The sequence below is a fragment of the Mycobacteroides sp. PCS013 genome (assembly GCF_049532645.1).
GTDB classification, from domain to species: Bacteria; Actinomycetota; Actinomycetes; order Mycobacteriales; family Mycobacteriaceae; genus Mycobacterium; species Mycobacterium gwanakae.
Genome location: NZ_CP150131.1, coordinates 3541562 through 3561125, shown reverse-complemented (window position 1 = coordinate 3561125; position 19564 = coordinate 3541562). Strand labels below are relative to the sequence as shown.

Annotated in this window: 13 protein-coding genes; 7 read left to right on the top strand and 6 right to left on the bottom strand. The window is 61.4% G+C overall.

Translation table 11 applies throughout. The features are described 5' to 3' along the window. The first annotated feature begins 6 nt into the window (after positions 1-6). Positions 7-1128 carry a glutamate--cysteine ligase gene (locus tag RHO23_RS17770; RefSeq protein WP_030096302.1) on the top strand — a complete coding sequence of 374 codons (1122 nt, stop codon included), beginning with the start codon at positions 7-9 and terminating at the stop codon, positions 1126-1128. Here RHO23_RS17770 and eccE read toward each other — a convergent pair. Then, positions 1125-2843 carry a type VII secretion protein EccE gene (gene eccE / locus RHO23_RS17765; protein ID WP_232784612.1) on the bottom strand — a complete coding sequence of 573 codons (1719 nt, stop codon included), beginning with the start codon at positions 2841-2843 and terminating at the stop codon, positions 1125-1127. The two genes, RHO23_RS17770 and eccE, sit on opposite strands and share 4 nt — an antisense overlap. A gap of 130 nt (positions 2844-2973) precedes the next feature. Between eccE and eccB the strand changes: the two genes are divergently transcribed. Beyond that, positions 2974-4488 (top strand): type VII secretion protein EccB, encoded by a 1515-nt coding sequence (gene eccB / locus RHO23_RS17760; RefSeq protein WP_078353989.1) that lies wholly within the window; start codon positions 2974-2976, stop codon positions 4486-4488. Positions 4489-4494: 6 nt separating this feature from the next. Here the strand turns inward: eccB and eccD (RHO23_RS17755) are convergent, their stop codons facing one another. Continuing rightward, positions 4495-6000: a type VII secretion integral membrane protein EccD gene (eccD, locus tag RHO23_RS17755; RefSeq protein ID WP_070921026.1), complete on the bottom strand. Its 1506-nt coding sequence runs from the start codon at positions 5998-6000 to the stop codon at positions 4495-4497. 104 nt (positions 6001-6104) lie between these two features. Between eccD (RHO23_RS17755) and eccCa the strand changes: the two genes are divergently transcribed. The 3 genes from eccCa to mycP are packed head-to-tail and all read left to right on the top strand — an operon-like array spanning position 6105 to position 13044. Beyond that, positions 6105-10133 carry a type VII secretion protein EccCa gene (gene eccCa / locus RHO23_RS17750; RefSeq protein ID WP_070921025.1) on the top strand — a complete coding sequence of 1343 codons (4029 nt, stop codon included), beginning with the start codon at positions 6105-6107 and terminating at the stop codon, positions 10131-10133. A 5-nt stretch (positions 10134-10138) separates the two neighbouring features. After that, on the top strand, positions 10139-11617 hold the full coding sequence (eccD, locus tag RHO23_RS17745; protein ID WP_070921024.1) for a type VII secretion integral membrane protein EccD: 1479 nt from the start codon (positions 10139-10141) through the stop codon (positions 11615-11617). A 26-nt stretch (positions 11618-11643) separates the two neighbouring features. Beyond that, a complete protein-coding gene (mycP, locus tag RHO23_RS17740; protein ID WP_070921422.1) occupies positions 11644-13044 on the top strand; it encodes a type VII secretion-associated serine protease mycosin in 1401 nt (466 codons plus the stop codon). Here the strand turns inward: mycP and cysC are convergent. The 4 genes from cysC to RHO23_RS17720 all read right to left on the bottom strand — a co-directional run bounded on the left by cysC (position 13041) and on the right by RHO23_RS17720 (position 17472). Continuing rightward, positions 13041-14942, bottom strand: a complete 1902-nt coding sequence (cysC, locus tag RHO23_RS17735; RefSeq protein WP_070921023.1) for an adenylyl-sulfate kinase — start codon at positions 14940-14942, stop codon at positions 13041-13043. The genes mycP and cysC overlap by 4 nt on opposite strands. Further along, positions 14942-15895 (bottom strand): sulfate adenylyltransferase subunit CysD, encoded by a 954-nt coding sequence (gene cysD, locus RHO23_RS17730; protein WP_078353953.1) that lies wholly within the window; start codon positions 15893-15895, stop codon positions 14942-14944. The genes cysC and cysD overlap by 1 nt, the downstream gene beginning before the upstream one ends. Before the next feature lie 190 nt (positions 15896-16085). Next, positions 16086-16463 carry a hypothetical protein gene (locus RHO23_RS17725; protein ID WP_070921021.1) on the bottom strand — a complete coding sequence of 126 codons (378 nt, stop codon included), beginning with the start codon at positions 16461-16463 and terminating at the stop codon, positions 16086-16088. A gap of 88 nt (positions 16464-16551) precedes the next feature. Then, positions 16552-17472 (bottom strand): IclR family transcriptional regulator, encoded by a 921-nt coding sequence (locus RHO23_RS17720; RefSeq protein ID WP_070921020.1) that lies wholly within the window; start codon positions 17470-17472, stop codon positions 16552-16554. 119 nt (positions 17473-17591) lie between these two features. On the opposite strand from RHO23_RS17720, the gene RHO23_RS17715 reads away from it, so the two are divergent. Together RHO23_RS17715 and RHO23_RS17710 are read left to right on the top strand one after the other, a co-directional pair. Beyond that, positions 17592-18764, top strand: coding sequence for a hypothetical protein (locus RHO23_RS17715; protein ID WP_078353955.1), 1173 nt, complete (start codon positions 17592-17594; stop codon positions 18762-18764). Then, positions 18764-19549, top strand: a complete 786-nt coding sequence (locus RHO23_RS17710) for an SDR family oxidoreductase (protein ID WP_070915686.1) — start codon at positions 18764-18766, stop codon at positions 19547-19549. The genes RHO23_RS17715 and RHO23_RS17710 overlap by 1 nt, the downstream gene beginning before the upstream one ends. Positions 19550-19564: the final 15 nt, after the last annotated feature.

Genomic DNA, 19564 nt, shown 5'->3' with positions numbered 1-19564 from the left:
GCCAGAGTGGCCCGCCCGATCGAATTTCGCGGGTCACCGCGACCCACGCTGGGGGTTGAGTGGGAATTTGCGCTCGTCGACGCCCAGAGCAGAGACCTCACCAACGAGGCCTCCGCGGTACTGGAAGTGATTGGCGAGACACCGCATGTGCACAAGGAGCTGCTGCGTAACACCATCGAGGTGGTGACGGGCATCTGCGGGACGGTCGCCGAGGCGATGGATGACCTGCAGACGACCCTCGCTACCGTGCGACCGACCGTGCAGTCGATGGGCATGGAGCTGTTTTGCGCCGGAACGCATCCCTTCGCCCGGTGGTCGGCGCAGCAGCTCACCGATGCGCCGCGATACGACGAGCTGATTGCCCGCACTCAATGGTGGGGACGTCAGATGCTGATCTGGGGTGTGCACGTGCACGTCGGCATCTCCTCCAAGCACAAGGTGATGCCGATCGTCACCTCGATGCTCAACTACTACCCGCACCTTTTGGCTCTGTCTGCGTCGTCCCCGATGTGGGAGGGGCAGGACACCGGATACGCCAGTAATCGGGCCATGATGTTTCAGCAGCTGCCCACCGCCGGTCTGCCATTCCACTTTCAGACCTGGGAGCAGTTCGAGGGCTTCGTCGACGACCAGATGAAGACCGGAATCATTGACCAACTCAACGAAATCCGTTGGGATATCAGGCCTTCACCGGCACTGGGCACCGTCGAGATCAGGATCTTCGACGGGATCTCCAACGTCGCCGAACTCGAGGCTCTGGTTGCACTGACGCACTGTCTGGTGGTGGACCTGGACCGCAAGCTGGAGGCGGGGGAGTCGTTGCCCACCATGCCGCCCTGGCATGTTCAGGAAAACAAGTGGCGCAGTGCGCGTTACGGGCTCGACGCGGTCATCATCCTGGATGAGGACAGCAATGAGAGATTGGTGACCGAGGACCTCGACGATCTGCTGACTCGGCTGCAACCCATCGCGCGGCTGTTGGAATGCGAGACCGAGCTGGCCGCCGTGGAGGATATCTACCGCCATGGCGGGTCGTATCAGCGCCAGCGGCGTGTGGCCGAAGAGCATGACGGCGACTTGGGCGCGGTCGTGGACTCGGTGGTCAACGAATTGGAAACCGAGCGCTAGGCGTACTGCGCCTCGAATGAGGCTTTGATATAACGCATTTCCTCATCGGTGGCGACCATGGTAACGATTGCCGAGCCGGCCCGTGTGCTTACCTGGACGGCGTCGGTATCGTGATCCAGCTGTTCCAGCGATACATCGGCGTCGGCTGAGGGAACTGTATTGGGCGGCATCACGACGATCGTCGTTATCCCAACCCGGACCGGCTGTTCGGTAGCGCCGTCGAACACAGCTACCGAATAGTTGCGGTCTGAGCCTGCTTGCATGGCGCCCCGGTCGAATTCGGCAACCCACAGGAGGTTGTTATCACCAACGGCCTCTACCATGTCGCGCCACATGGCCGGCCGACGAGTGTGTACCAGGACTCGCGCGCCGAGCGCGAGGGCGCGCAGCACGGCCTGCTGCGCGAGGTGCAGGGTGCCGGAGATTTCTACTCGGGTGATTTGAGGGCCGAAGATCGGTAGCGCGATCGCTCGGCCGTATTCGTCGGCGCCGATCACTTGGCCGCAACCCGATGCGGGCAGCGCCAGATTCCGGAAGTCTTCGATGCGTCGCCCGTACACCCAGTGTCCAAGAGGCCTTTTCGGTTGTGGTAGCGGCAGGCTGGAGACCAAGGCATTGAACTGCTGTCCGCGCAGCGGGGCCAGGCCCTTGAGGTTGATGCGGCTGCCGGCGCCATGGCTATCGAAACGTGCTAAGCCACGAATCTTGATGTACTCGTCTTCGCTGGCATTCTGCAGTGAAACACAGACCGTGGTCGAGTAGCTCGGGATGGTCCACATCATTCCCAGTCCCGCAGTCGTCAGGGCGCTGCCCTTCAGGGCGTAACTGCGAAGTTGGAAGTTGCCTTCGCGGCAGTGAGTCCAGGTTTCATCGATGTTGGTCAGGTTGACGCCGTCGGAGAGCTGGTTGGTGGCGTGGGCGATCTCGGCGGCAGTCAGGATCCGGGTCCGAAGACCGGCTTCGGTGAGGCGGTTGGCGACTCGGCGGGTGGCTGTCGTCGCGGTACGCAGGATTCCCGTCCGACCGCCGCCGCGATGATTGACTGCCTCGACGCAGCGGGCGGGGTCGAAACGTACCGCGATCCATACGCTGCGTTGCGCGATGGCGGGCAGCGGGCCGAGCACCGCGTCGTATACCGCAGCGATCTGGGTGTGTCCGGACGATCGCGCACCTTGACTGATTACGTCGATTGAGTCGAGATTGATGTCGAACTGGCGAAGGCATTCGACGAGAAGCTCCACCGACACCGTCTCGCCGGAGACTGTCATTCCGGGTTCTAGGACGGTGAGTGCTTGTGGGTTCTCTTCGATTGTCAACAGCGACAATAGGGTTCGTCCATCCCAGCGAAACCCGACTTGTGCATCATCGCCTAGCGGCACGTCGAACGGTTCGGCAGCGGTCTTCTTCCGCGTCTTGCTGCGTTGGCCGCGGAAGTAGTCGAACCGTGCTCCGAGTGCACGGGGGAGTGTGGTGCCGCGCAGCCGGACCACGAAGACGAGCGACACAACCAAGCCTGCTAACCCGCCTTGCCACCACGGCACGTTGACGAGCAATGCAATCGCGATGCCCAGCGCTGCCAGGAATTCCAGCAGCAGCACGTCGGCGATGGGCAACATTCGTTGCGGCACTATGTCCGTAGTGTTGAGGAGCTTGCTGGGCTCGATGGGTGCGGGCCGGCCTCGCCGTGATTTAGCGGTGCGAGAACGAGCTGCCACGTAATCGCCTTCCTAATTCGACTTTCGCGCGTGTGGTTTCGCTTCCCTGGTCGCTGGTGCCGTGCCTGGGGTACGCTACCGTCGCCCACGGGGGGACAGTTCCTCCCTATTGATGCAGATGGGAGCGGTGATGCCAGCGCAGGTTACCACGCGTGCGCAGGTCAATGGGTACCGTTTCCTGCTCCGCAGGCTCGAGCACGCATTGATCCGCGCCGACTCTCGAATGATCCATGACCCGATGCGCGGGCAGATGCGATCGCTCGTTGTCGGGCTGGTGGTCGGCATCATTATCACCGGTGCCTGCGGTGTGCTGGCGTTCTTCAAGCCCTCGCCCTCCATCGGCAATGCGCAAATTCTGCTCACCAAGCAGGGCGGTGCGATGTATGTGCGCATCGGCGACAATGTGCACCCGGTTTTGAACCTTGCGTCCGCCCGGCTTATCTCCGGAAAGGCTGATAATCCGGCCGCCGTCGACGAGAAGAAACTCGGAGCGCTCCCGCGCGGGTCGATCGTGGGCATTATCGGTGCGCCCAACGCCATCCACGGTGGTGACGACTTGAGCACCTCGCATTGGGCCGTGTGCGATACCTTCACCACGACTGATATTCGGGAGACGGTCGGGTCTTCAAAGTTGAAGACCACGGTGCTGGCGAACAAACCTGACTTGGGCAAGGAGATTCGTGCCGCAGGTCCGGCAGACATGCTGTTGGTTGGATCCGCGGACAACATGTTCCTGATCTACGACGGAGTTCGCGCTCCGATTGACGTCACTGATCCGATAGTGGTGAAGGCACTACACCTGGAGCAGGCCCCTGTCCGAGAGATCTCGCCCGGGCTGTTGAACGCGTTTCCCCGAGTGGAGCCCATCAAAAGGGTCCTCATAGATGGTATCGGTGACGTGAGCAACATCGATGCACTGCGTTCATCGGGGGTGCGCATCGGGTCCATTGTTGAGACCGAGGATTCGAACGGGAAGCGTTTGTTCGTCGTGTTGCGTGATGGGATTCAGCCTGTTTCACCCGCCACCGCCGACATTATTCGTTACGGAGACCCCACCGGCCAGGTCCGTGAGATCCGGAAGCTACCACCGGTGGTCGCGAGCATGACGCCCACGGTTCACACCCTCCCGATCGACAAATACCCTCAGGTGACCCCGGTCATCGCGCCCCTCGAGCCTGATCGTGTGGTGTGCCAGGCGTGGGAGAAGGACAACGGCGCTCCCGAGGCCAAGATGCGTTTGTTACTTGGGCACCGGCTGCCGATTCCACAGGATGCGATGCCAGTCCAGTTGGCCACCGCAGACGGGAATGGCCCGGGGCTCGATGAGGTCTATCTCAAACCCGGGACCGGTGAGTACGTCATGGCCACTGGTGGTGAAGAGGATTCACGCGCCTACGGCCAACAGTTCTACGTCAGTGATACCGGGCAGATCTATCACATCAAGGACTTCCCGTCTGCTGCGGCGTTGGGTGTGACCGGGTGGACCCCCTCTGACAAAAAGGACACCCAACATCCGCAGGATGCGCCCTGGCCCATTATTAAGCTGCTGCCACCGGGCCCCGAACTCTCCCAGCAAGCGGCTCTTATCGCACACGACGGTATGGTCGCGGATCCCAATGGCCTCAAGATCAACCCGCCGAAGTAGGCGCAGTCAGATGCGCATATCCCGGGCGAAGGAATAGAGCCGGACGATCCAGAAGCACAGAGGGAACACCAAGGCGATAGCGAAGTACTCCAGCAGTTCTACCCATCTGCGCATCACCGGAGAGAATTCCAGCAGTGGTGCGACCACACCACAGGCCACTGCGAGTGCGGAAACGATCACAAGTCCCACTAACGCATTGAGTTCCCAGTCCGGAAGATACGTTCCGCACTTGATCATCACTGCCAGTCCGATGGCCAATCCTGAACTGATCAGAGTCGCTGACTGCGTCAGGTTGTGGTGGCTGCGGCCGCGTAGACATAGCACTGTCGCCACGGCAATTGCGAAGGCCATTCCCTGCCAGAAGAATCCGTTGCTGACGTCCACCGCGAGGTAGGCGCCGACGGCCGCAGTCACGGCCGCAGCGGCGAGAATGCCGCTGAGATACTGATTCGCGCGTTTGACCCGCACGATCATGCCCTCTTCGGTCGGGATGATCTGTTTGCCAATGGCATTGACGCCTTCGACCGTGGTGCCGCCCTGGGTTTCGATGTCGTCGAGAGGCTCTCCCGCAGTCGGTACCCGTGGAATCGGCAGTTTCGACAGCACAATCGTCAGGCGTGGGGACATGTACACCACAATCACCGAGACAGTGGCCAACACCGCACCCAGCGCGCGCGATGGCGGCGCCAGCAGCACATTGGCTAGAGCGGTGCACCCGCCTAACACGGACAGTGCGATCACGAAGGTGTGGAAGGTCCTGCCTTCTCTACCGATTTGTAGGGCTAGCAGTGATGCGAGCGCGTTCATTGCACAGGCCATCGGGAGGGACATTGCCCCAAACCCGTCTGGGATCACGTACAGCGCACCGGAGAGCACCAACGGTGTTGCGACCACGGATAGGCCTAGCGGTGTTCGTGCATCGTGGTCTCGGTGTGCAAGTACTCCACCGACCACTAGCAGCGCTACGCCACTCAGCAGCGTCGCGAGGCCTGCTGCGATGTTCTGGGAGTGTCGGTGCAGCAGCAGCGCCGCGGACAGCGAGCCAGCCAAGCCCACCCCGAAGTAGGCAATGTATTTGCGGTTGCGCTGCCAGAGGTTGGGCTGATCAGTTCCGGGGCGCCCTGAACCGTCGAGGGCGTCGACGTCGTCGAACAGCAGCGGGGCTGCGGCTCCGCTTATCTCACGCAGCACGAGGACATCGCCGTCGTAGATATCGGCATCGGCCAGTGACTTGGTCAGCTCTACCGGCGGTGCGCCGAGTTTGGCCAGGCTCCATCGCCCCTCAGTGTTGTCGAACACTGTCGCATCGATACCGGAGCTGGTTCCGAGATACTGCAGTTGTAGTTGTTTGTTCGCGATGTCGATGACGTCGTCGATGAAGGCCCCGATACCGACATTGGAAGGCAGGCCCACGTCCAGTTGCATACCGCCGACCAGCAGCGTCATCCGGCTGAGCTCGGGTTCTGCCCCAGCGTCGGGCTCAAGATCGGCAAGTGACGGTGGTAGCGTCATCGGCTTTAATGCCTCCATAGTCGGGTGCCAAGTCAGATAGCGTTGCTGGACGGTGTGAGAATACCGATCAGCGCCGGTGTTGAGGGCATGTCGGGAGGGGAGTAGTGGGAACACAAGGTTTCGTGCGGCGATCGCGGGTCGCTCCGCCTCGTATGCCAGGCGGAGAAGTCAACCTGCAGGCGCCGCCGGAGGTGCCTCGCGTCATTCCGGGGAATCTGTTCATGAAACTGATGCCCTTCGTGATGGTGGTCGCCGTCGTCGGGATGATCGCGTTGATGGTCACGGTGGGCGGACGCAACTTGGCCAGCAATCCGATGTTCATGATGTTCCCGATGATGATGATCATGTCGATGGTCGGCATGTTCATGGGCGGTGGCGGTCGCACCGGCAAGGCGGCATCAGAACTCAACGAAGAGCGTAAGGACTACTTCCGGTACCTGGCCAATTTGCGCGACGACTCCGACATGACTGGTGACGGGCAGCGCGCCGCGTTGGAGTGGAGCCACCCGGATCCCCGTGCTCTGGTGGACGTCGTGGGGACGCGTCGTATGTGGGAGAGGCGCCCGTCCGACCCGGATTTCTGTCACGTCCGAGTTGGGATCGGCACTCATCGGCTCGCCACCAGACTGCTTGCACCCGAAACTGGGCCTCCGGAGGATTTGGAGCCGGTCTCGACGGTCGCGTTGCGACGGTTTGTCAAGACACACTCTGTGGTGCACGCGCTGCCTACCGCCGTATCGCTGCGCGCATTCCCGGCGATCAATTTGGAAGGCGATCGCAAGCTCACCCAGCAGTTGGTGCGTTCGATGCTGGTTGAGCTCTGCGTATTCCACGGGCCAGATCATGTGCAGATCGCCGTGGTTACAGCGAACCCCGACGGTGAGAACTGGGGCTGGGTGAAATGGCTGCCACACGCTCAGCACTCAACGGCTCGCGACGGCATGGGACAGGTTCGTTTGGTTTTCCCGACTCTTGAGCTGCTCGAGAGTTCGTTGGCAACCGAACTGGGCGAACGAGGCCGGTTCACCAGAAACGCACAACCAGTGCAAGGGATTAAGCATCTCGTAGTGGTCATCGACGATGGTTACACTGCTGGAACTGAACGGCTGATCACCGAAGCAGGGTTGGATAGCGTCACGGTGTTGGATCTCAACGCACCTACCGATGGAGTCGCGGCTCGACGGGGTTTGCAACTGATGGTCGAACCGGGAGATATCGGTGCCCGCACCGCCGTCGGAGTCGAGAGATTCGCCACCCCGGATGCCCTGACCGTCGCGGAGGCGGAGGCCACGGCACGACGGGTTGGCAGATTCCGGCCTGCCAACGCCGCGCACATCGTCAGCCTCGAATCTGACTCCCGGGCGGTTGATCCGGGACTGATGGCGTTACTTAAGATCCCTGACGCCGCAGAGATAGTCCCCGAGCAGGTGTGGCGCCCCCGGTCGCCTCGAGAGCGTCTGCGGGTGCCTATCGGCATCACTCCGAACGGGCAGCCGTTGGAACTGGATATTAAGGAAGCCGCCGAAAACGGAATGGGACCGCATGGTTTGTGCATCGGGGCGACTGGATCCGGTAAATCGGAATTCCTGCGCACTCTAGTCACAGCGATGATCACTTCTCATTCGCCGGATGCGCTGAACCTGGTGCTTGTTGACTTCAAGGGTGGCGCAACGTTTCTGGGCTTGGACGATGCACCGCACGTCTCGGCCACTATTACCAACCTGGAAGACGAGCTCATACTCGTCGACCGTATGCGTGATGCGCTAGCTGGTGAGATGAACCGACGTCAGGAGCTGCTGCGGTCTGCGGGCAACTTCCCGAACGTCACGGAGTACGAGCGTGCTCGCGCGAACGGCGCCGACCTGGATCCGCTTCCTGCATTGTTTATCGTGGTCGACGAGTTTTCCGAATTGCTTTCGCAGAAACCAGATTTCGCGGAGCTGTTCGTGATGATCGGTCGGCTGGGCCGCTCGCTGCACGTCCATCTGCTGCTGGCATCGCAGCGCTTGGAGGAGGGTAAGCTGCGAGGTCTCGACTCGCACCTGTCGTACCGGATCGGGCTCAAGACTTTCTCTGCAGGCGAGTCGCGCAGTGTGCTGGGCGTACCTGACGCGTATCACCTTCCCAGCGTGCCGGGTTCGGCGTATTTGAAGACCGATTCGGCTGAGCCTACTCGCTTCAACGCATCGTATGTCTCCGGCGAGTACGTTAAGCCCAGGGGGACAGCGCGTTCGGGACGTGTGTCGCAGCTGGGGGCGTTGGCCCCGAAGCTTTTCACGGCGTCCCCGGTGGCCAAGGACCCGAAGCCGGAGACGCCCGCCGTGATTGTTCCGGAGGAGACGACGAAACTACCGCAATCACCGACGAAGACCACTTTGTTGGACGTTGTCGTCGGCCGTATCAGGGGGCATGGTCGGCCCGCCCATGAGGTTTGGTTGCCCCCCCTGGAAGACAGCCCAGCGGTCAATCAACTACTGCCAGAGCCGGAGTGGAATAGTCCGGACAACATCAACGGGCGATTGGTGATGCCGATGGGCATCATCGACCGCCCGTACGACCAGCGTCGTGACGTCTTGATGGTCGATCTGGCCGGTGCCAACGGCAACTTGGTGGTGGTCGGAGGTCCGCAGTCAGGTAAGTCCACTGCATTGCGTACCTTGATTGTTGCGGGCGCAGCCACCCACACCCCCGAGCAGTTGCAGTTCGTCTGTTTGGATTTCGGTGGTGGAACACTGACTAGCCTCACCAACCTTCCCCACGTCGGCTCGGTGGCGGGCCGCATGGATGCCGACCGGATCCGGCGCACGGTGGCCGAGGTTTCGGGCTTGCTGCGCGCGCGAGAGCTGCGGTTCCGTGACTTGGGTATCGAGTCAATGCGCGACTTCCGTCAGCGCAAGGCTCACCTGGCTACGTTGCCGCCCGAGGTTGCGGCACAGGATCCATTGAGCCAGGACAAGTTTGGCGATCTGGTTCTTGTCGTCGATGGTTGGGCGTCAATACGCAGCGATTTCGAGGCTTTGGAGCCGATTCTGCAATCCATTGCCATCCAAGGACTTTCGTACGGAATTCACTTGGCAATCTCCGCCTCTCGGTGGATGGAGATGAGACCTGCGGTCAAGGACATGCTGGGTACCCGGATCGAGCTGCGCCTTGGTGACCCGATTGACAGTGAGATGGGGCGTAAGTTCGCGGAATTGGTCCCAGTCGGCAGACCGGGACGCGGTATCAACGCCGAGAAGCTGCATATTCTACTAGCGCTGCCACGTTTGGATTCCAGCTCGGATGTTGAGACCCTGCCACAAGGTGTGGCCACAACCGTCGAGATGATGCGTGACCACTATCAAGGCCGCGGCGCGCAGCAGGTGCGGATGCTTCCCTTCGATCTCGACCGGAATGTGGTGGTCGGCACCGCCGGCCGTTTGGGTCGGCTGTCGAAGTCGAAGATCGCGATTGGTATCGACGAGGCAGAACTGGCGCCTGTGGTCATCGATTTTGATGCCCAGCCGCATTTCGTCGCATTCGCGGACGTGGAGTGCGGGAAGACTTCGCTGCTGCGCAACATCGCTCAAGGAGTAATGGAGAACGCAACTCCCGAGGAAGCCAAGATCATCTTGGTGGACTACCGCAGGTCCATGCTTGGTGCGGTAGACGGTGACCATCTCGGCGGGTACGCCACAGCAGCGCAGTCGTGCGGTGAGTTAATGGTGAGTTTAGCCAATTCGTTGCGAGACCGACTACCTCCCAACGACATCACGCAGCAGCAGCTCAAGGAGCGGTCCTGGTGGTCGGGTCCGGATATCTTCGTGTTGGTCGACGACTACGACTTGGTGGCCATCAGCAACATGAACAATCCGCTTGCCCCCATTGTCGAATTCCTTGCGCAGGCTCGGGATATCGGGCTTCGAGTGGTGGTAACACGCCGTATCGGCGGAGCAGGTAAGGCCATGTTCGATCCGTTTATCGGCCGTCTGCGTGACCTGTCGTGCAACGGGCTGGTGATGAGTGGGTCCAGAGAAGAGGGTGCATTGTTCGGTGGATTCAAACCGATGCAGATGCCGCCGGGGCGCGGCATGCTGATCTCGCGCAGCATGTCTAGCGGTGTCATTCAGTTGTCGAGGATGCCCGACCTGTGACGGGCATGAGTGAATTGGCCCAGGCCCAGATACTTTCGGCGGCGGCCGAGCATGTCCGCGTCTCGGTATTTGGCGGCAGAACGCAGCTCGATATCGCGCTTCCGCTGGACCTTCCGATTGCGGCATTCGTTCCCGAGCTTGCCAAACTGGTGTCCTCGCGTGATGTCAAACGTGATGAGGACGTGGCACCGCGTGAGGAGCGAAAGACCCACTGGGTGCTCCGTCGTATCGGTTCTAAAGTGTCGCTCGATCTGCATTCGACGTTACGCGAGGCCGGTGTAGGCGACGGAGACCTGCTGTACCTCGTATCTGAGCGCACGCTGACGACCCCCACCCTCTACGACGACGTCGTCGATGCCGCTGCCAGGCTGAATAAGTCGTCTTACGCTCCGTGGGACGCAACTTCTGCGCGGATTATGGGGATTGCCGGGCTGTACCTGGTGTCCGCAGCTTTTGTGTATTTCTTGGTGGATCTTTCCTTCCGCCCTCAATGGGCGGTTGTGTCGGCGCTTTCGGTCGTCATGGTCGGTGTGTTGTTGGCCGCTGCAACAGTGGCCTTCCGCTCTTATCAACGATCGGAGATCGCCTCCGTCCTGGCCTGGGCGAGTATCCCCATTGCGGCCGGAACCTGTTGGGCGTTCCTGCATGGGTTTGGCGACTTCGGTGTTGCGGGCGCATGTTTTGCGATGTTGGTCGTGAACTTCGCTGTGCACCGACTCGTGGGTACCGGAAGCTGGGGTTTTCTTTCTAGCTCAGTGATTTTCGCGCTGTGTGGACTGGCGCTCATAGTGCAAGGGGCGTTGAAGCCGGATACTTCGATCACGGGCGCGACGCTGGCAGTGAGCGCGACTCTCCTGACTGTGGTGGTGCCCAGCATGACGAGTTCGTTGGGCCGCTTCGAGGCGCCGACTGTCGAGATCGTCGAAGAAGAGGAGTTCTTCGAAAACCCCTTCCAAAAGTCGCCAACGGATGGTCATCCGGAAGTGAGTTCCGTTGAGTCCGTTCCGACCGCGGAAAACGTGCGCGAACGTGTTCGGCTCGCGGAGACGACGCGATCGGCATTCTTCACCGGCCTAGCGGTGACAGCGGGAATCGGGGTCGCGGTGACGCTGTATCCCGCCATCAACGTTGCTTGGGCATCATTGGCGTTGGCTGCAGCTGTTGCGGGCGTGCTCGGCCTACGCGCTCGACTCCGTACGGCGGGGATGGAGCGGGCCGCTCTGGGAGTACCCGCCGTTGCGATCGTGGTGATGGCGTGTGTATTGGCCCAACCTGGCTCGACGCCGATCGGGATTGTCACTTATGGGGTCCTACTTGTGTTGGGTGTGGTTGCTGCGTTGCTCGGCGCAGTGTTGGCGGGCGGTCGCCGCGCACCGCGCCTCACTACTGGTCTTTTGTACCTTGAGTATTTGTTGATGGCCTCTTTGATTCCGTTGGGGTTGTGGGTGGCCGGTGCTTATCGGCATTTCGGTGCACCGTGGTGAATGTGGCGGTGCGCGCCGCCGCTTTGATGGCGACAGTCGGGCTGGTATCCCTCTTGTCACCGCCACCGGCCTTCGCGATCGAGCCGCCAATCGTCGAGCCCGGGCCGCCCCCATCCGGTGCGGTGGGGCCGACCGAAACCACCGAGCAGAAGCAGGTTTGCGCGGTCACCGGTCTGCTTCCGGGTACTAATCTAGAATTGGATCCGCCCGCCGACAGCATGTTGAACTTCACCGCTGCACACCAATTTTCCCGTGGCATGGGGCAGAAGGTCGCCGTCATCGACACAGGTGTCAGTCCGAACCCTCGTTTGCATCATCTAGAGCCCGGCGGCGATTACGTGTCAAGCTCCAACGGCTTAGAAGACTGCGATGCCCATGGCACCTTGGTCGCCGGCATCATCGCAGCGGCGCCCTCGGACACTGACGCGTTCGTGGGTGTTGCGCCAGAGGCGGCAATTCTGTCGATTCGTCAGAACAGCAGCTCATTCTCGGTGAAGGGCAGCGGATCGAACAGAGATGATCCCAACTCCAACTCTGCAGGCTACGGGAACACAACAACACTCGCGCTGGCCATTGTTCGTGCCGTCGACCTTGGTGCGACGGTGATAAACCTCTCCGAAGTCGCTTGTGCCCCAGCAGGTGTGCAGATTGACGACATAGCGCTCGGACGCGCGGTCCGATACGCCTACGAGCGAAATGTCGTAGTAGTTGCCGCTGCGGGTAACGCTGGTCAGGAAGGAGTGTGCAAGACACAGAACGAAATCAACGACCCCAATCGTCCCATCGATACTGCCTGGGCAACGGTCAAAACCGTCGCCTCACCAGCGTACTTCTCTCAATATGTACTTAGCGTTGCGGCGTTGAGTAAGGAGGGGGAGCCCGCCGATTTCAGCCTGCGCGGTCCTTGGGTTGGTGTGGCTGCACCCGGTGAAGGGATAACCTCGCTGGATCCGTTCGGGCCAGGTTTGATCAACGGAGTCATGGGTCAGCAAGGAATGTCGCCGGTGAACGGCACCAGCTTTGCCACACCATTTGTCTCAGGTGTGGTGGCACTATTGCGTTCACAACGACCCGATCTCAACGCGGGCCAGGTCATCGACTTGATCAAACGAACCGCGCGAACGCCCGGTAATGGGCCAAATATCGCGACTGGATACGGGATGGTAGATCCAGTTGCTGCGTTGTCGGCTGAGGTTCCGCCAGCGGATCAGATGCCCGATCCTGACAAGGATAAGTCGGTCATCGAACCGCCGAAGGCGAGTCGCGCCGAAACTTTGGCTCGGGACATCATGTTGACTGCCACCGCGATCTGTGTTGCTGCAATGGTCGCCGTCTGGGCGCTATTCCTGCCCAACCGACGCCGTGAGGAGGCGGCAGCACCAATTACCGACGATGATGCCGCACTAACCGTGGATATCAAGCGCTAGACAGACAACCAGTACTCCAGGATCGCGGCCGCCTGCTGTTCTGGATTGCCTTCCTGCGGACGCAACACCAGCTCGGCGTTCACCGGGGCCTCGTAGGGCGCGTTGACTCCGGTGAAGTCGCTGATCTCCCCGGCACGGGCCTTGGCGTACATGCCCTTCGGGTCGCGCTGCTCGCAGACCTCCACGGGAGTGTCGACGAACACCTCGATAAAGGGCAGCCCGGCCCTTTCGTGCTGGGCCCGGATTTTGTCCCGATCGGCTTGATACGGACTGATGAGCGCGGCCACCGCGACCACCCCGGAGTCGGAAAGAATCTGGGCGACGGCACCCACGCGGCGAACGTTCTCGGCGCGGTCGGCCGCCGAGAATCCGAGGTCCGCGTTGAGGCCGTGCCGCAGGTTGTCGCCATCGAGCCGATAGGCGGGGATGCCCATTGCCACCAGTCGCCGTTCCAATTCAACTGCCACGGTGGATTTTCCGGATGCGGAGAGCCCGGTGATCCATATTGTTCCACCCTTGGTGGAGCGTTCCTCGCGAGAAATCGCGGACGAGTGCCAGACCACCTTGGACTGGTGCAGAGTCGGGCCGGAGATCATGCCGGCGGCGACCGTGTTGTTGGTGGCCTCGTCGACCAGGATGAAGCTGCCGGTGGTCCGGTTGCGCCGGTACGGATCGAACATGATCGGTCGCTGCAGTCGCAACTGCACGCGTCCGATCTCGTTGAGCTTCAGTTCCTTTGCTTCCTGGTCCCGGTGCAGGCTGTTCACGTCGAGTCGGTAGTCAAGGCCGGCAACGGCGGCCTTCACCGTCGAGTTGGCATGCTGCATCACGAATCGCGACCCCTCGGAGAGGGTGGAAACATCGGTGAACCAGCACACCATGGCATCGATCTGGCCACCTACCAGTGGCCGATTGTTCGGCCGGCAGAGCATGTCGCCGCGGCCCAGGTCGAGCTGGTCGGCAAGTTGCACGCTCACCGCGCTTCCGGCGAAGGCCTCATCCACGACCGCGCCACCCGGACCCCAGATCGCCGATACGGTTGAGGTGAAACCTGATGGCAACGCGACGATCTCGTCGCCAGGCTTGAATACGCCGCTGGCAACGGTTCCGGCCACGGCCCGGAAGTCGTGTAGGTCGGTGATGTGCTCGGCGCCCGGTGCCGCCGCACCGCCCTGGGGGCGGATGACGTACTGGATGGGAAAGCGGGCATCGATCAGGTTGCGGTCTGACGAAATATGTACCTGCTCAATATGGTGCAACAACGACGGACCCTCATACCAAGGGGTATTCGCCGACCGGGTGACGATGTTGTCGCCCAGGAGTGCCGACACGGGAATGACGGTGAGGTCATGCAGCTCCAGTTTGGTGGCGAATCTGCGGAATTCCTCTTTGATTTCGTCGAAACGCTGAGGTGACCAGTCGACCAGGTCCATCTTGTTGATGCACAGCACCACGTGCTCGACACCGAGCAGCGAGGTGATGAACGCGTGCCGGCGAGTCTGTTGTGTCAGCCCGTTGCGGGCATCGACCAGAATGATCGCCAGGTCTGCGGTCGAGGCGCCGGTCACCATATTGCGGGTGTACTGTTCATGCCCCGGGGTGTCCGCAATTATGAATTTGCGTGCGGGCGTGGAGAAGTAGCGGTGCGCGACGTCGATGGTGATGCCCTGCTCACGCTCGGCGCGCAGCCCGTCGGTGAGTAGTGCCAGGTTGGTATGTGTCTCGCCCTTAGCCTTGCTGCTGGCTTCCACGGCGGCCAGCTGATCGGCGAAGATCGACTTCGAGTCGTACAGCAGACGACCGATGAGGGTGGACTTGCCGTCGTCGACGCTGCCCGCTGTGGCGATGCGGATGAGCTCCTGGGCAGGTTCTGTGGTTTCGATGGTCTGCGGGCTCATCAGAAATACCCTTCTTTCTTGCGGTCTTCCATGCCGGCTTCGGAGATCCGGTCATCGGCGCGGGTGGCTCCCCGCTCGGTGATACGGGTTGCGGCAACCTCTTCCACTACCGCGCTGGGAGTTGACGCGACAGATTCGACGGCGCCGGTGCACGTCGCGTCACCGATCGTGCGGAACCGAACGGACTTCTCGACGAGTTCCTCGCCCGGCTGCAGGGTGAGGAATCTAGTGTCGGCCAACAGCATTCCGTCGCGTTCCACCACATTGCGTTTGTGCGCGTAGTACAGCGGAGGCAGCGTGATGTCCTCGGATTCGATGTACTGCCAGATATCCAGCTCGGTCCAGTTGGACAGCGGGAACACCCGGATGTGTTCACCCTTGCGGTGGCGACCGTTGTAGATGTTCCAGAGTTCCGGGCGCTGGGCGCGTGGATCCCATTGGCCGAACTCGTCACGGAAGCTGAACACCCGCTCCTTGGCGCGGGCCTTCTCCTCGTCGCGGCGCGCGCCGCCGAACACGGCATCGAAGCGGTGCTCGTTGATGCTGCGCAACAAGGTCGCGGTCTGCAGGCGGTTACGCGTGGCGCCTGGTCCGGTCTCCTCGACGACGGCACCCGAGTCGATGTCGTCCTGCACACTGCCGATTTCCAGCCGCAGGTTGTAGCGGCCAACCGTCTCGTCGCGGAAAGCGATGACCTCGTCGAAGTTGTGCCCGGTATCGATGTGCATGACGGGGAAGGGCAGCGGCGATGGCCAGAATGCCTTGGCCGCGACGTGGAGCATGACCACGGAATCCTTGCCGCCGGAGAAGAGCAGCACCGGCCTTTCAAAGGTCGCCGCAACTTCGCGGAAGATGTAGACGGCCTCGGCTTCCAGCGCGCTCAAGTGCGATAACTCGTACGACTCGGCGGGTGATGAGCTTCTTGGGCGAAGAACATCGGGCGATGTCGGCATGCGATTACTCCATTTCGGTCCAAATATGTACCGTATCGGTTCGTATTCGGTCCAGCCCAGATTAGAACGCGTTCTCGTTAGGTGTCAATGGGTGACATGGGCGCGAGCGCACGACCGCGTACATAAACGTGAATGGGCGGGCGCGTATGTGCGCGCCTCGGAAGCTGGCGGGAGCTAGAAGGGCGGATAACTACGCCAGTGGTGGCCCTGGCTGCCTGCCGGTGATCATTTCGAAGACCTTCCCGGGCTTTTGGGTGCTCAGGTACTGGCGGGTCATGTCGCGTGACTGGATGGCGGAATCCTGTGTCAGCCCGGAGAGCGCGAAGCACGGCCCCGCGGCGTCGAGATCCGAAGGCGCACTGGCCTTCATGTCATCGACCGCGTCTTGGTCGGAGGCGCCTGCGCCGGCCCATGACCCTACGGCTGCGCCAGTCTGAGTATTGGTTGTGCCGCATACGGCGAGAACCCAGGGGTCGCCAGCGAATGCCGGTGCAGGGCTAGTGATCGAGAACAGTGCGGCGGCGGTGCCGACGGCGACGGTGCGGGCTAGCGTCTCACGGCAATTCATTCTGGCCCCACCCATTTACATCCATCACACGTGGCTACATGATGAATATGAATATAACAGCATTTGTGTACCATGTAGCAAATTACTGCTATGGCTTGGTGCCGCCGATGTGTTCGGTGATTCCGTCCGCGGTGTGTACCAGAGCCTTGGCGCGCACGGTGATTTCGGCGTCGGTGAGGTCGTCGCCGATGTAGAGGCTCGCGACCATTGCCTGCTTGCCGTTGTGGTCGTAGACCGGTGCCGACATCACGTTTACCCGGTGGCGTACTTTCGCCCCTGAGCCGACGGTGTAGTTCTCGCTGCGCAGGTAGACCCGTTCGCCGATTCCCGACACGATCTCGCCGAGGAGGGCGCGCAACTCGTTGGGGATGTCACCGGGCACTCCGGCCATGAGTGAGTACAGCTGACGTCCGGCGGGGGTCAACAGTTCGACCAGATAGCCGTCGGCACGGCACTCCTGGATTACCTTGCGCAGCCGTTCATCTGCGGTACGGCCGGGCGCGGTCGGATCCTTGCCCAGCCAGGAGGCGATGGTTTCGTCGGTGTCCCAGAGCACGAACATCAGGCCCACCGGTGGAGTGAACGGATAACTCTGGCCTACCTCGACCCGGACCGGATGGTCGGGGTCGCTAACCACCTCCAGCACCGTGACCCGATCGCTGACGACGGCGGACAACGCCGCGGTGTGCCCGAATTCTCGAGTAAGCGTGAGTAATTGATCGCGGCTCGCCGGCTTGGCGCGCAGCGATTCCTGGGCGGCTCTGCCGACACGGATGAGCGCCGGGCCCAGGCTGTACGTCTTGTCGCGGTCATCCCGGATGAGATACCCCGACTCGGCGAGGGTGGTCACGATGCCCAGGCAGGTGGGCTTGCTCAGTCCTAACCGGCGCGCCAATTCGGAAAGTCCGAAGCGCTCGGTGCGGTGCCGTGCCAGGAAATCGAGTACGGCCATCACGCGTTCGGTAGGGGGCGACGTCCTGCCTGCCCCGTTGTCCCGTTCCTCGACCACCGGCGAAACCTCCTGTGCCCCTGTGTAGATCCAGACATTCTTGACGTACCTGGCAGGGCGCTCTAATGTCTGGAGGGATTCTACCACTGCGGTACACATTTGTACCAGTCAGGAGCGCCATGTACAGCGAGGCATTCACCGCCGCGATCGCGGAAGCCGAGGAGCTGATTGTCGCCGCACCCCATATCGACACCGAGGCCGACCTGCTCGAGGGGCTTCAGTATCTGGCGCAGGGGATTGCGGCCTGTACGCACATGGCGTTTCACACCGACCGCGATCACCCATTTCTTCTCTCCGGCACGGGGCCATTCACGAAAATGGGATTGGACAACCCCGACACCCTCTACTTCGGCGCGCGGGTCAACGGCGAGTTCGAGTATGTGGTCACCGGAAAGCGCGGCACCACTGCGGATTTGAGCTTTCAGGTGCTCGGCGGCGGTGAGTACACCGACAAGAACGTGCCGGGAAGCGCCATCGCCTTCGACGATCGCGAAATCCATATCGAGAGCGACGGCAGCTTCGAAGTCCGTTTCGGCCCCGGACCGGCAAGTGAGTCGCGGCCCAACTACTTCACCCTCGGACCGGGACCTGCACAGCTGGTCATGCGTGAGGTGTACAGCGACTGGCGTGCACAGCGCGGCACCCTCGCCATCGCACGGGTGGACACCGCGGGCACCGCACCGGCCCCGCTGACCAAGGAACAGATCGAAAAACGTTACGCCAGTGCTGGTAAGCAGCTGGTGAACCGAGTCAAGACGTGGCTGCAATTCCCCAAATGGTTCTACGACAATCTGCCCGTCAACACCATGACGGAGCCGCGACTCACGCCCGGCGGTCTGGCCACCCAGTTCTCCTCGGTGGGGCACTATGACCTGGCCGACGACCAGGCGATGATCATCACCGTCCCCAAATCCGATGCGCCGTATCAGGGTTTTCAGCTCGGAAGCCTGTGGTACATCTCGCTCGACTACATCAACCATCAGACCTCGCTGAACTCCAGTCAGGCTCAGGTTGACCCGGATGGCAACATCAGGATGGTGGTGAGTAATGCCAATCCTGGTATCACCAACTGGATTGAGACACTGGGGCATCGTCGTGCATACCTCCAGTTCCGGTGGCAGCGGGCCGATCGTCCGCTTACGGCCGCCGACGGCCCGACGGTCGAGGTGGTCGCGATCGGTGATGTCCCCGCGAAACTGCCGCATTACGCGCTGAACAAGATCAGCGCGGAGGGTTGGCGCAGTCGGATTGCCGAGCGCCAGACCGCCATCGGGGCAAGGATGTTGGGCTGATGAGTCTCCTCGATTTTGACGGCAAGGTTGTCGTGGTGTCCGGTATCGGCCCAGGGCTGGGCGGCACACTGGCCACCAAGTTCGCCGCGGCCGGTGCCGATGTCGTCCTCGCGGCACGCACCCAGTCACGCCTCGACGAGGTGGCTGAGCAGATCACCGCGACCGGGCGCAAGGCCCTTGCGGTGGCCACGGATATCACCGATGAGGCCAGCGTCGCCAACCTTGTCGAACGTGCCACCGAAACCTTCGGAAGCATCGACGTACTTGTCAACAACGCCTTTAGCATTCCCTCGATGAAGTCTCTGGAGAAGACGGACTATCAGCATATTCGCGATAGCGTCGAACTCACGGTGGTCGGTACGCTGCGGCTGACGCAGGGCTTTGCGGGCGCGCTCGCCCGATCGAACGGAGCGGTGGTCAACATCAACTCGATGGTCATCCGGCACTCGCAGATTCGTTATGGCAGTTACAAGATCGCCAAGTCCGCGCTGCTGGGCATGTCCCAATCGTTGGCCACAGAATTGGGGCCACAGGGAGTTCGGGTGAACTCGGTGGTACCCGGATACATGTGGGGTGAGAACCTCAAGGGCTACTTCGAGCACCAGGCCAAGAAGTACGGCGGCACCGTCGAGCAGATCTACGAATACACGGCCGCGAACTCCGATCTCAAACGGCTACCGACCACCGATGAGGTGGCCAATGCCGTGCTGTTCCTTGCGTCCAACCTGGCGAGTGGAATCACCGGCCAGGCCCTCGATGTCAACTGCGGCGAGTTCCACGCTTAGCCACAAGGAGAATCC